General features: G+C 69.5%; 8 protein-coding genes. All 8 read left to right on the forward strand.

Going from position 1 to position 14199, the window contains the following annotated elements:
* Positions 1–51 precede the first annotated feature (51 nt).
* The 8 genes from WMF39_RS07815 (at position 52) to WMF39_RS07850 (ending at position 14199) form a co-directional block, all read left to right on the forward strand.
* Positions 52–1296 (forward strand): MFS transporter, encoded by a 1245-nt coding sequence (locus tag WMF39_RS07815; RefSeq protein ID WP_437744922.1) that lies wholly within the window; start codon positions 52–54, stop codon positions 1294–1296.
* Positions 1297–1825: 529 nt separating this feature from the next.
* Positions 1826–4141: a family 2 encapsulin nanocompartment cargo protein terpene cyclase gene (locus WMF39_RS07820; protein ID WP_437744923.1), complete on the forward strand. Its 2316-nt coding sequence runs from the start codon at positions 1826–1828 to the stop codon at positions 4139–4141.
* A gap of 21 nt (positions 4142–4162) precedes the next feature.
* Positions 4163–5569 (forward strand): family 2B encapsulin nanocompartment shell protein, encoded by a 1407-nt coding sequence (locus WMF39_RS07825; RefSeq protein ID WP_437744924.1) that lies wholly within the window; start codon positions 4163–4165, stop codon positions 5567–5569.
* 96 nt (positions 5570–5665) lie between these two features.
* Positions 5666–7066, forward strand: coding sequence for a family 2B encapsulin nanocompartment shell protein (locus WMF39_RS07830; RefSeq protein WP_437744925.1), 1401 nt, complete (start codon positions 5666–5668; stop codon positions 7064–7066).
* 14 nt (positions 7067–7080) lie between these two features.
* Positions 7081–8766 (forward strand): mechanosensitive ion channel family protein, encoded by a 1686-nt coding sequence (locus tag WMF39_RS07835; RefSeq protein ID WP_437744926.1) that lies wholly within the window; start codon positions 7081–7083, stop codon positions 8764–8766.
* A gap of 155 nt (positions 8767–8921) precedes the next feature.
* Positions 8922–11486 carry a M1 family aminopeptidase gene (locus tag WMF39_RS07840; RefSeq protein ID WP_437744927.1) on the forward strand — a complete coding sequence of 855 codons (2565 nt, stop codon included), beginning with the start codon at positions 8922–8924 and terminating at the stop codon, positions 11484–11486.
* A gap of 133 nt (positions 11487–11619) precedes the next feature.
* Positions 11620–12630 carry a P1 family peptidase gene (locus WMF39_RS07845; RefSeq protein WP_437744928.1) on the forward strand — a complete coding sequence of 337 codons (1011 nt, stop codon included), beginning with the start codon at positions 11620–11622 and terminating at the stop codon, positions 12628–12630.
* 336 nt (positions 12631–12966) lie between these two features.
* Positions 12967–14199, forward strand: coding sequence for a styrene monooxygenase/indole monooxygenase family protein (locus WMF39_RS07850; RefSeq protein ID WP_437744929.1), 1233 nt, complete (start codon positions 12967–12969; stop codon positions 14197–14199).

The following is a 14199-nucleotide window of genomic DNA, read 5'->3' on the forward strand; positions in this document are numbered from 1 at the left end:
TCGAACGGCGTTATCGCGTCTACGAGCGCCCGCTCGGAAGGAACAGGTGATATGACGACAGCTGCCCCGCACCAGAAGACGCCGTTCACGCCGTACCAGCGGCGGCTGTTCTGGTTCCTGAGCGTGGCCTCGTTCTTCGAGGGCTACGACTTCCTGGCGCTCACGCAGATATTGCCCAACTTCGGCGCGCAGATGGGCCTCTTGCCCCGCCACGAGGGGCTCCTCGTCGGGGTCATCAACTCGGGCACGATGATCGCGTATCTGCTCGTGCGCAAGGCCGACCAGTGGGGGCGGCGGCGGGTGCTCTCGGTCACCATCGCGGGGTATACGATCTTCTCCGTGCTGACGGCGTTCTCGCCGAACGTCTATGTCTTTGCCGTCTTGCAGCTCCTCGCGCGCATCTTCCTCCTCGGGGAGTGGGCGGTCAGCATGGTGTATGCGGCCGAGGAGTACCCGAGCGATCGGCGCGGGATGGTGATCGGCGTCATCCAGGCCTTCTCGAGCCTCGGATCCATCGTGTGCGCGGGCGTCGTGCCGCTGCTCCTCGCGACGCCGTACGGGTGGCGCAGCGTGTACCTCGTCGGCGGCATCCCGCTCGTGCTCATCGCGGTCGCGCGGCGCGGCCTGCGCGAGACAGCGCGGTTCGAGCAGGCGGCGGCCGAGCGGGCGGGGGAGGGGACGCCGCCGTTCACGCGCATCCTGCGCACGCCGCACCGCGGGCGGATGCTGCAGCTCGCCTTGATCTGGGGGCTCACGTACGTTTGCACCCAGAACGCGGTGACGTTCTGGAAGACGTTCGCGCTCCGGGAGCGCGGGCTCAGCGACGGCGAGGTGGGCGGCAGCATCACGTTCGCCGCGCTCGTCTCGATGCCGCTCATCTTCGCCTCGGGCAAGCTGCTCGACGTGGTGGGCCGCCGCAAGGGCGCGGTGATCATCTATGTGCTGGCGGCCGCCGGCGTGCTCGGCGCTTACTCGCTGGGCTCGCGGGGCGGGCTCACGGCCGCGCTGGTCTTCGCCATCTTCGGCGCGAGCGGGGTGCTCCCCGTGCTGAACGCCTACATGACCGAGCTCTTCCCCACGCACCTCCGGAGCGACGCGATCGCCTGGTCGAACAACCTGCTCGGCCGGATCGGCTACATGCTCTCTCCGATCGCCGTCGGCTTCGCCGCGGAGGAGATCGGTTGGGGACCGGCGGTGTCCGCGACGGCGCTCTTCCCGCTGGTCGCGCTCGCGCTCATCCTGTGGCTCCTCCCGGAGACGCGCGGCAAGGAGCTCGAGGAGACGGCGCGGGTATAGCCCAGCTTCGTGTGTCAGAAATCCGGCCAAGGATTGCCGACACGCTACAAGACGTCAAGAAGACCACAAAAATCTTGGCGTCTTGTGGCGCCTTGGCGGTCTCCAGCATCCTGGTAGGCTGGGGTAAGCACCACACCACCGGGCGGTGAGCGCGAACGAGCGGGCTGAAATGTGGTTGCTGTCGGAGGCTCACAGGCTGCCGAGCCGACCCGGCTGGTGAGCGTGACATGACTGAGCCCGCCCGCGAGGCTCAAGCGGTCGCCGCGGCGCCCGAGCGGTTCCGCACCAAGCAACAGGTGTCGAGTTCCTGCGGTCTGGAGCTCGTCATCAATTAATTTGGTGGGAGCGCTGGGCTGGTCTAGATCCGCCCCGTCCGAACGATCCCGATCGGTCTGTACGGAAGAGCCCTATCAACGCGTCGTCGCACGTCTGCGTGCGAGCGGCCGAGGTGCGTCCGGAATGCAGACCGCCAAGACATTCAGGTCGCCACGTCGCCCCTATCGACGTCGCGCGCGAGAAGTCAGCGAATATGCAACCTTTCACGCTGCCCGACTTCTACATGCCGCATCCGGCGCGCCTCAATCCGCACCTCGAAGGTGCTCGCGCGCATACCAAGGCCTGGTCCTACGAGATGGGTATCCTGGAGGAGAACCCGCAGGGAAAACCCATCTGGACCGAGCGCGACCTCGACGCGCACGACTACGCGCTGCTCTGCGCGTACACCCACCCCGACGCGCCCGCGCCCGAGCTCAATCTGATCACGGATTGGTATGTCTGGGTGTTCTTCTTCGACGACCATTTCCTCGAGATTTTCAAGCGCACCAAGGACATGCGCGGCGCCAAGGCGTACCTCGACCGCCTGCCGCTCTTCATGCCCGTCGTGCCCACGGGGACGCCGCCGGAGCCGACGAACGTGGTCGAGCGCGCGCTCGCGGACCTCTGGGCGCGGACCGTCCCGCTCACCTCGGTGCACTGGCGCGAGCGCTTCCTCGAGGCGACGAAGAACCTGATGCTCGAATGCATGTGGGAGCTCGCCAATATCCAGGAGAACCGCGTCGCGAACCCGGTCGAATACATCGAGATGCGCCGCAAGGTCGGCGGCGCACCCTGGTCCGCGGGCCTCGTCGAGATCGCCGTGGGCGCCGAGGTCCCGGCCGCCGTCGCCGCGACGCGCCCCCTCGAGGTCCTGCGCGACACGTTCGCGGACGGCGTCCACCTGCGCAATGACCTGTTCTCGTACCAGCGGGAGGTCGAGGACGAAGGGGAGAACGCCAACTGCGTGCTCGTCCTCGAGCGTTTCCTCGGCGTCCCCACGCAAAAGGCGGCCGATCTGACGAACGAGATCCTGACGTCGCGGCTCCAGCAATTCGAGAACACGGCGCTCGTCGAGGTGCCGGCGCTCTGCGTGGAGCACGGGCTGACGCCGGCGCAAGCCGTCGACGTCGCCAGGTACGTGAAGGGGCTGCAGGATTGGCAGTCTGGCGGCCACGAATGGCACATGCGGTCGAGCCGCTACATGAACGAAAACGCGGACAAATCCGCGGGCGTCCCCGATTTCCCCGGGACGCCGACGGGGCTCGGCACCTCGGCGTTCCGGATCAGGCTCACGCCCGCCGCCCTGGGTTTGCAGCGGATCAAGACCCTCACCCACGCCCCGTTCCGGCCTGTGGGCAGGACGCCGCTCCCGAAGATCTACATGCCGTTCAAGCTCCGCTTGAGCCCGCATCTGGCCGCAGCGCGCCGGAGCACCGTCGAGTGGGCCCGAAAGTTCGCGATGCTCGACGTGGTGCCGGGCGTCTTCGGGTCCGGGATCTGGGACGAGCGCAGGCTCATCGGCTTCGATTTCCCCATCTGCGCCGCGGGCATTCACCCGGACGCGTCCCCGCACGAGCTCGACCTGACCTCGGCCTGGCTGACGTGGGGGACGTACGGCGACGATTATTTCCCGCTCGTGTTCGGCGCGGCGCGGGACATGGCGGGCGCGAAGCGGTTCAACGCCCGGCTCTCGATGTTCATGCCCCTCGACTGCGCGGGCGCCCCGGCGCCCGAGAACCCGGTGGAGAGCGGCCTGCTGGATCTCTGGATCCGTACGGCTTCCCCCATGTCGATGAATTCGCGGCAATGGCTCCGCCGCAGCGTCGAGACCATGACCGGGAGCTGGCTCTGGGAGCTCCTGAACCAGACCCAGAACCGGATCCCGGATCCGGTCGATTACGTCGAGATGCGCCGCAAGACGTTCGGCGCCGATCTCACGATGAGCCTGTCCAAGCTCACGCTCGGCGATGTGGTCCCGGCCGCGGTCTTCCGGACGCGGACGATGCGAGGGCTCGACAACACAACGGCCGACGTGGGCGGGTGGATCAACGATCTCTACTCGTACCGCAAGGAGATCGAGTTCGAGGGCGAGCTCAGCAACCTCGTGCTGGTCGCCGAGCGGTTCCTCGAATGCGACGCGCAGCGGGCCAAGGAGGTCGTCAATGACCTGATGACGGCGCGCGTGCTGGAGTTCGAGCACATCGTCGCGACCGAGCTGCCCCGCATCCTCGACGAATTCGACCTCGACAAGGCGGCCCGCGAGGCCGTGCTCGGATACGTCGAGAAGCAGCGATTGTACATGGCTGGCGTCCTCAACTGGCACGTCGTGACGAGCCGGTACGTGGACGCGGAGCTCGAGCGCCAGCCGATCGAACGGGCGATCGATGGCGCGCGTGGGTTTGGCGCCTCTGCGGCGCGTATCAGCAGCTTCTTCGGCGCCGGAAGAGCCGGCGCCGCGGCTCCTGCTGCGAAGGCGGATCTTTCAATGGGTACGGCGCGGTCCGTGCCGGTGAAGCAGGGGCGGCCCTAGCCGTCCGGGAAAGAGGGACTCATGTCTATCACAGGTAATCTGGGTTCGATCGATCAGCACCAGACCAGCCTCGCGACGGCGGCCGCGAGGCAGCTCGCGACGACGACCAAGTCGGCGCCGCAGATGCAGGGCATCTCGTCGCGGTGGCTGGTCAAGCTCCTGCCGTGGGTGCACGTCAACGGCGTGTACCGCGTGAACCGCCGCCTGAGCTATGCGGTGGGCGACGGGCGGGTGACGTTCACGAACACCGGCGCGAAGATCCAGGTCATCCCGCAGGAGCTCTGCGAGCTGCCGCTCCTCCGCGGTTACGATGACGTCGAGGTCCTCACCGCGCTGGCGAACCGCTTCGTGCAGCGTGAATACAAGCCCGGCGACGTCATCACCGAGCGCGGCAAGGAGGCCGATCACATCTGCCTCATCGCGCACGGCAAGGTCAACAAGATCGGCGCGGGCAAGTACGGCGATGAGACGGTCCTCGCGGTCCTCGCGGACGGCGACCATTACAGCTACCAGGCGCTCCTGGAGGCGCAGGATTACTGGACGTTCACGGCCAAGGCCGTCACGACGGTCACGGTGCTGACGCTCCAGCAGAACGCCTTCGAGGAGCTCGTCGCCCAGCACCCGTCGCTGAAGAAGCACCTCGACAGCTTCAAGGCGCTCGCCGCGAAGAAGCAGGACAACACGGGCGAGGCGGCGATCGAGATCGCGGCGGGCCACTCCGGCGAGCCCGTCCTCCCCGGCACGTTCGTCGATTACGAGACCTCGCCCCGCGAGTACGAGCTCAGCGTGGCGCAGACCGTGCTCCACATCCACACGCGCGTCGCGGATCTGTTCAACGAGCCGATGAACCAGACGGAGCAGCAGCTGCGCCTGACCATCGAGGCCCTGAAGGAGACCCAGGAGCACGAGCTCATCAACAACCGCGAGTTCGGCCTCCTGCACAACGCCGACCTGAAGCAGCGCATCCACACCCACAGCGGCCCTCCGACGCCGGACGACATGGACGAGCTCCTCGCCACGGTCTGGAGGGAGCCGTCGTTCTTCCTCGCGCCCCCGCGGGCCATCGCGGCGTTCGGCCAGGAGTGCAGCCGCGTCGGCGTCTATCCGCAGAGCATCGAGGTGAACGGCCACCGCGTCCCGGCGTGGCGCGGAGTGCCGATCTTCCCGTGCAACAAGATCCCGGTCTCGGAGACGCGGACGACCTCGATCCTGCTCGTGCGCGCGGGCGAGAAGAACCAGGGCGTCATCGGCCTGCACCACGCCGGCATTCCGGACGAGGTCGAGCCGAGCCTCAACGTGCGCTTCATGGGGATCAACGACAAGGCCATCATGTCGTACCTCGTCAGCCTCTATTACTCGACGGCCGTGCTGGTCCCCGACGCGCTCGGCGTCCTGGAGAGCGTCGAGATCGGACGCGCCCACGAATGAACCGCGAGCGGTAGGCGCTCCGCGTGTGCCCCGTGCAAACGCGGGGGATACGCGGAGCGCTCTGCTCTCCGAAGCGCGCAGAAGGAAAGGTACATCATGGCAAACGCCGAAATACCTGGGATCGGGAACGATGTAGAGCGTTCGAGCCTCGGGACACCGGGGGCGCGAAAGCTCGCGACGACGACCAAGTCGCATCCGCAGATGCAGGGGATCACGTCCCGGTGGCTCTTGCGGGTCTTGCCCTGGATCGAGGTCACGGGCGGCACGTATCGCGTGAACCGCCGCCTGAGTTATGCCGTCGGCGACGGGCGGTTGAGCTTCGGCAACGTCGGGGCGAAGGTGCAGGTGATCCCGCAGGAGCTCTGCGAATTACCGCTCTTGCAAGGCTTCTCGGACGACGCCGTGCTCGACACCCTGGCGAGCCGGTTCATCCAGCGAGAGTACAAGCCCGGCGCGCTGATCGCCGAGCGCGGAAGACCCGCGGAGACGATCTTCCTGCTCGCGCACGGAAAGGCCCAGAAGCTCGGCGTAGGCAAGTACGGCGCCGACACGATCCTCGACGTCCTCGCGGACGGGGACCATTTCGGGGATCAGTCCGTCATCGAATCGAACGACGTATGGACCTATTCGGTCAGGGCCGTCACGCCGTGCATCGTGCTCGAGCTCCCGCAGCGCGTCTTCGAGGAGCTGATCTCGCGATCCCCGGCGCTCCACGCGCACGTCGAGTCGCTCAAGGAGCGGCTGAAGAAGCCGCAGGACAAGCTCGGACAGGCGGCGATCGCCCTCACCGCCGGTCACAAGGGCGAGCGCGCGCTCCCGGGGACGTTCGTCGATTACGAGACCGCGCCGCGTGAATACGAGCTCAGCGTCGCGCAGGCGATCCTCCGGCTCCACACGCGTGTCTCGGATCTCTTCAATGATCCGATGGATCAGCTCCAGGAGCAGCTCCGCCTGACCGTCCAGGCCCTGCGCGAGCGGCAGGAGCACGAGCTCATCAACAACCGTGACTTCGGCCTCCTGCACAACGCCGACCTGAAGCAGCGCCTCCATCCCCGGAGCGGCCCCCCGACGCCCGACGACATGGACGAGATCCTCTGCCGGCGCCGCAAGTCGCAGTTCTTCCTGGCGCACCCGCGCACGATCGCCGCCTTCCACCGGGAGTGCAGTCGCCGGGGCATCTACCCGACCACCGTCGAGCTCTCCGGCACGCAGGTCGCGGCGTGGCGCGGCGTCCCGATCCTGCCTTGCGACAAGATCCCCATCAACGAGGACAAGACGAGCTCCATCCTCGTCATGCGCACGGGGCAGGAGCATCAGGGCGTCATCGGCCTCCGCCGCACGGGCCTCCCCGAGGAGATCGAGCCCGGTGTCTCGGCCCGCAGGATGGAGACCGACGGAAAGGCCATTACCTCGTACCTCGTGAGCACCTATTACTCCGCCGCGGTGCTGGTGCCCGACGCGCTCGGCGTCCTTGAGAACGTCCAGATCGGGCGGTAGTCTCCACGGCACCGATGACTCTGCATCTCGACCTGCTCCTCCACAACCTCGTCGCGCTGTGCATCGCGATCGTGGCGCTCCTCCTCCTCTCGGAGCTCGTGGTCAGGCTCATCCATCGGGGCTACGCCTTCGCCTTGCGCTCGCCGGCGCTGGAGCACGTCACGGCCGACGAGCGCAAGTCGTTCCGGCGTCGCGTCCGTCGCCGCGTGCTCGTGTGGGTCGCGCTCGTCGGCGCCGTGCTCATGGGCGGCGCGGCGTTCGCCGTGGTTCGCGGAATTCGCGCCCTCGACGTGGTGAAGAGCGCGCTCGTCGGGCTCGCGGGAGACGATCCCGCGCTCGCCAGGATGCGGTTGCTGAGCGCGCTCGGGATCGCCGTCGGCGCGCTCTTCGTCGACGCCCTCGCCCGGGGGCTCGCCGACGCGCTGGGAAAGGCGGTCGCGCGCTCGGACTGGCTGGAGAAGCGGCGCGAGCCGGTCGCAGAGGTCACGATACGCCTGCGCAAGGCGCTCCGCGTGGTCGTCCTCGGCGCCGCCGCGGTCCTCCTCACCGAGAAGCTCGCGCTCGCGCCGGGGACCCAGCGCGCCGTATTGCTCGCCAGCTACACGCTGGGCGCGTTTTACGTGAGCCGCCTCGCGACGGGGATCGGATACCTCCTCCTCGACGTCCTCTTCGACAACTCCACGAGGCTCGCCCGTCTCGAGAGCCCTCTCAGGTACCTCGGGAACCTGTCGCACCTGCTCGGGATCACGAAGCGCGTCGTCGATTATTGCGTGTACATCACGGCGGCGACGTGGGTCGCCGACGCGCTCACGCCCGACACGTGGCTCTCGCAGGCGGGGCGGGTCGGGCTCCGGATCATCGCGATCGTCTATGCGAGCCGGGTCCTCGTCGAGATCTGCGTGCTCCTCATCAACGACCTCTTCCTCGGGAAGGTGGCGGAGGAGAACCCCCAGACGCTCCAGCAACGAAAGACCCTGGTCCCCGTGGCCATGGGCTTCGTGCGGTACGCGATCTACTTCTCGGCTCTCGTGATGGGCCTGCGCGAGGCTTCCATCGATCCCACGCCGCTGCTCGCCGGCGCCGGCGTCATCGGCGTGGCCATCGGCTTCGGCGCGCAGACGTTCGTGGGGGACATCGTGGCCGGCTTCTTCATCCTCTTCGAGAACCTGCTCCTCGTCGGGGATCTCGTGGAGATCGGCGGCATCCAGGGGCGCGTGGAGGAGATCGGCGTTCGTATCACGAAGATCCGCGACGAGATCGGCGTGCTCCATTCGATCCCGAATGGCGAGGTGCGCAAGGTCGCGAACCATTCGCGATCCTACGTGAACGCGGTGGTCGACGTGCACGTGCCTTACGAGGAGGACGTGCAGCGGGTGCGTGAGCTCCTCGCGAGGGTCGCCGAAAAAGAGGTCGAGCTGCAGACGGGCGCTCCGGGGCAGGTGGACGTCGGCGTGGAGGAGCTCAACGAGGGTTCGATCGTCCTGCGTATCAGCGCGCGCGTGCCGCCCGGCAAGAACAAGGAAGTGAACGATGCGCTGCGCGGCCGCGTCGTCGAGGAGCTTTGCAAAGCGCAGGTCAGCGCGCCGCGCCCGCGTCGAGCCGTCCTCATCGACAGCCAGCTCTCCGTCAAGAACCCGCCCAGGCGAGAGATCGAGGAATCCGCGCCCGTCATGCCTTTCTCGCCCACGAACGACGACTGACGAGCGGCTCGCCTCGCGGCCGTGCTCAGGCCCCGACAGCGCGAGGCGCGCCGTGTCCTCGATCAGGTCCCTCCGTGCCAGGAGCACAAAACCGGCGGGAAGAGGAGCCAATCAACGGAGGTCCAGGGCGTCCCTTCGTCCATCGAGGAGTTCGAATGGACCTTGCCAGATCTCTTGTCCGCCCGGGAACGTGGCTCGTTGCCGTCTTCCTGGCGTCGTCCGTGGCCGCGTGCTCGGGCGCCGATCCCACCGCTCCAGGGCAATCGCCGCCCGACGACACGGAGCTGCAGCCAGAGCCTCCGACCGAGCCCGAGCCGCCGCCAGGCGCGCCGATCGACGTCCAGCGCTACGAGGTGACGGGAGAGTTCGACTGGAGCCGGGGGCGGCTGGTCGCGACGGTCGCGGTGACGTTCCTGCCAGGCGACGACGGCCTGCGCTCGCTGCGCCTCGACAGCGCGGTCGCCGAGGTCAAGGCGGTCCGGCTGGCCGGGGGCACGGATCTGCCTTATACGGTCGACGCCGAGCTCCGGGCGCTCCTCATCGACGTCTCGCGCGTGCCTGACATCGCGGCGGACCAGGCGATCACGCTGGAGATCGACTACGAGGCCGCCGAGAGCGACGCCCTCCACGCGATCCCCGCCCGCCGGGGGGACCCCGCCGCGTCGCGCGCTGTCTACACGCTCTCGGAGCCGCTCAACGCCGCGCTCTGGATGCCGTGCCACAACACGCCCGAGGACCGCGCCGTCTTCTCCATCGACCTCGGGATGGGCGCGCAGGAGATGATGATCGCGAACGGCAACCTCGTCTCCGACGAGCAGGGCGCGTCCGGCCGCCGCATGAAGTACGCGACGGACTACACGGTGCCCATCTACCTCATGGCCTTCGCGATCGGCGACTTCGAGGTCGAGGGCACGATGAAGGGGAGCCTCCCCGTCTCTGTCTGGCACCGGCGCGGCGTCCCGGGCGATTACGACCGTCTGCTCGACGAGGTGGTCCGCTCGATCGGCCTCTTCGAGGAGCTGCTCGTGCCGTATCCCTTCGAGAAGTACGCGCTGGTGCTCGTACCGGAGTACGGCGGCGGCCTCGAGAACCTCGGCATCACCTTCCAGGGGGAGTCCCGGAGCACCGCTCCGACCAGCTCTGGCGACCTGAGGCTCACGATCCACGAGCTCGGCCACCAGTGGTTTGGAGACCTCGTGACCGTCAAGACCTGGGACGATCTGTGGATCAAGGAGGGCATGGCGACGTTGCTCGCAGAGGAGGGCGCGCGCCTCTACCTGGATGAGAGCGGCGAGGGGACGCTGAACGGCGACTCCTTCGCGGCCGTCGTGGACTCCCTCATCGTGGATCCGGACCGCGATCCCGACGACAAGTACACGAGCGGACCTTACGACCGCGCCGCGTGGCTGCTCACCCAGATCCGGAGCCTCATCGGGGAGGAGTCTTTCTGGGGCACGCTGCGCGACGTCCTCAACGACCACCGCTTCGGCGCCATCGGTACGGACGAGTTCCTCGGCGCCTTCGCGCGGCACCTCGGCCCCGACGCGACCGCCCGCGCGCGGCGGGCGCTCCGGGCCAGCGCGCTCCCGCACCTCGATCTCGGGCGGTCGCCCTCCGGCGGCGTGCTCGTGACGCTGCGCGATCCGGACGGCGCGCTCGTCGCGCCGCTCGAGCTCCTCTGGATCGCGGACGACGGAACGACGCGCTCGCAGGTGCTCGAGCTCGATCAGGGCGCGGACGTCGCCCCGCAGCAGGAGGGCGAGCTGCTGATCTTCGATCCGCTCGACCGCCACATCCCCTGGTTCTACCTGGTCGACGACTCCAGCCTGGATCCGCAGGGCCACGCGGCGCGCTTCTCCTCGTTTCGCCTTCCCACGAGCCCCTCGCAGGTCGCGAACCTCCTCGAGGCCGGCGGCGTCCACCAGACGGCCGCCCTCCATGTCGGCTTGCCGGAGACCCTGGCCCCGGGCGCGTTCGCGGCCTTCCTCGACGGTCTCGACGCCGAGGACGCCAAGGGCATGGCGGTCGCGGCGGCGTGCGTCAGGGCCGCGGATCCGGCGCTGGATCCAGCGCTGCGCGCGGCGTGGTCGAGCGCGCTCGCGCCGCTGCTCGCGGGGCCGCCCTTCGCGCGCTGGACCGAGTTCACGCCGTGGCTGGAGTACGGGGCGTGCGGCGAGGTCGTCGACGCGCTGGCGCTCTACGCGGACGAGTGGTCGGCGCTCGCGGCGGGGCCTCCGGCCGGTGACCTCTCCGACGCGCACCTGCTGTTCCTGTACAACTTCGAGCTGCCGCTCGAGACGGTGGTATCGGCGTGGGCGAACGTCGCCAGGCAGTCCAGCTCGCTGCGCGCGCGCTCGCTCGCCATGACAAGGATCCGCCTCGACATCGATCGCGCTCGGCCGGAGCACGTCCCCGCCCTCCGCGCCTTCTTCGCCGAGATCGTCCCGTCCACGGAGGTGTTCGACCTCCTCTACCAGGCGCTCGACGGGCTGAGTCGCACGAAGGCGCCCACCGCGACGGAGAACGCGGAGGCCCTGGCCGCGCTGCGCCAGCAGCTGCGCGCGGCGTCGACGACGCCCCTCGACGGTCTGGTGGTGTGCGTCGCCCACGAGCTGACCCAGGGCGACGCCGCGGCGTGGAGCGAGTTCGTCGGGGGCCTCGACGGCGTGGAGCTCTCCGCCGAGGCCGCCTCGATGCTCGCGGATCCGTCCAGCTGCTGAGGACGACGCCGCGCCTCGATCCATCCGATCCGTCACGTGCAGGCGCCGAGGCCCGCCGGCGCTGCGCGGCCGTGTGCCCCGCGACGGCCGCGGCCGCATGGCGCGGCTGCCCGGGGCCATGGACAATCAGCGCATGCCTCCCGGCGCTCCCGCGTCCGCCTCCCCGCGCCCCGGCGCGATCACCGACGTCGCCGGCATCCAGGTCGGCCATTTCACCGACAGCCGCCGCCCCACGGGCTGCACCGTGGTGCTGGCGCGCGAGGGCGCCGTCGCCGGCGCGGACGTGCGCGGCGCCGCGCCGGGCACGCGCGAGACCGACGTGCTCTCGCCGTCCAACGTGGTCGAGCGCGTCCACGGCGTCCTGCTGGCCGGCGGCAGCGCCTGGGGCCTGGACGCGGCCTGCGGCGTGATGCGCTGGCTGGACGAGCGCGGCGTGGGCATGACCGTCGGCCCCGCCCGGGTGCCCATCGTGCCCGGCGCCGTGCTGTTCGACCTGGCGCTGGGCGACCAGCGTATCCGTCCCGACGCCGCCGCTGGCTACGCCGCCTGCGAGGCCGCGTCGAACACGCCGCCCGCCGAAGGCAACGTGGGGGCCGGGGCCGGCGCCGTGGTCGGCAAGATCTTCGGCTTCCACCGCGCGATGAAGGGCGGCATCGGCGGCGCCTCCGTCTGCGTCGGCGGCGTGACCGTGGGCGCCATCGTCGCCTGCAACGCGCTGGGCGACGTCGTCGACCCGGAGACGGGCCAGGTGCTCGCCGGCGCGCGCACGGAGCGCGGCACGCACCTGCTGGACACGCGGCGCGCGCTGCTGCGGGGCGACACGCCCAGGCCCATGCTCGCGGGCAGCAACACAACCATCGGCGTGATCGCCACCGACGCCGTGCTCACCAAGAGCCAGGCCTGCCGCCTCGCCACCGTGGGGCACGACGGCCTGGCGCGCGCGATCAACCCGCTGCACACGCTCTCCGACGGCGATGCCCTCTTCGCGCTGGGCACGGGCGCGTCCGGCGCGACGCCCGGCATGATGACTCTGTGCGTCATGGCGGCCGAGGTCTGCACGCTGGCCGTGGTGCGCGCCATCCGCGCGGCGCAGGGCGTGACGCTCGGCGCTGCGCACCTGCCGGCGGCGGGGGACCTGGGATGAAGCCTGTCGACGCGCGCTGAAGCCAGTCACGGTGCTGCGCTCGAAGCCGCGACTCGTGCTCGTACTTCCCCGTACTTCCGCTAGGGAAGCCGCGACTCGTGCTCGTACCTCCGCTACGGAAGCCGCGACTCGTCCTCGTACTTCCACTACGCTGGTCAGAACCACGGAGGGGTGACGGTAGCGACAATGGATCCGCCGGACGGAGCCGCCGCGTGAGGGGCCTTCGCCGCCGCGATCCGCTCCCGTGATGTCGCCGTGGTCGGGGGCGCCGAGAGCCCGGCGGACCTCACATGCCGTGAAGCTCGCACGCACAGCTGAGAGGAGATGAGGACAAGGATGCCCACCATTGCGATCGTCGGCGCCGGCGTGGCCGGCCTGCATCTCGCGCTGCACCTCCAGAAGGAGGGCCTCGACGTGAGCCTCTACGAGGAGCGCACGCCGGACGAGATCCGGACGGGGCGACTGCCGAGCACCGTCGGGCTCTCCCTGCTGACCCGGGAGCGCCAGCGGGCGCTCGGCGTCGCGCACTGGGAGGGGCCCGAACATGCCACGAGGACCATCCGGATCCGCGTGGCGGCCGAGCCGCCGATCGACTTCGTCGGTCGCCTCGCGGATCAAGCGCTCTTCATCGACATGCGCGTCTATCTGCCCCAGCTGCTCGAGGACTTCGTCGCGCGGGGCGGCCGCGTGGTGAGGGCCTCGCTCGACGCGGCCGGCGTCCGCGGCCTCGCCGCGGCGCACGACCTCGTGGTCGTCGCCACGGGGCGGGCGGGCCTCACGGACCTCTTCCCGAGGGTCCCCGAGCGAAGCCCGCACGCCGCGCCGATGCGGCGGCTCTTCGCGGGCATCGTCCGCGGGCTCCGCATGCCGCCCGGGCCGATGGAGTTCATGTTCCAGCTCTCCCCGGGGCACGGCGAGATCTTCGAGAACCAGTACATCACGCTCGGCGGGATCGTTCCCTCGCTGCTCATCGAGGCGATCCCCGGCGGCGCGCTCGAGCCGATCACGCGGATGCGCTACGAGGACGATCCGGCGCGCTTCGACGCGGCGCTGCTCGACGCGGTGCTCGCGCACGCGCCGCTCACGGCCGAGCGCGTCGATCGGGCGAGCTTCGGCGTGGCCGGCCCGCGCGACTACCTGACGGGCGCCGTGACTCCGGTGGTGCGCCGCGCGTACGCGCCCCTCGGCGGCGAGAGGTTCGCGCTCGCGCTGGGCGATCTCCACATCACCCACGATCCGATCACGGGCCAGGGCGCGAACATGGCCACGCTCGCGGCGTCGCTCGCCGCCGAGCAGATCGCCGGGCAGGCGGCCGCCGGCGCCGCGTTCGACGAGGCGTTCTGCGCGGACCTGGAGGATCGCCTCTGGAACGGGCTCCGGGCGGCCACGGAGTGGACGAACGCCTTCCTCCTGCCGCCCCCGGACCACGCGCTGGCCCTCCTCGCCGCGGCCGCGCGCAGCCAGCCGGTGGCCGACGCGTTCGTCACGAACTTCTCGTACCCGGACCGCCAGTGGGCGATCCTCTCATCGCCCGAGGCGACCGCCAGCTTCATCGCGAGCCACGCCTGA

It is taken from the genome of Sorangium sp. So ce1504 (genome assembly GCF_051521635.1).
In the GTDB taxonomy this organism is placed as follows: Bacteria; Myxococcota_A; Polyangia; order Polyangiales; family Polyangiaceae; genus Sorangium; species Sorangium cellulosum_B.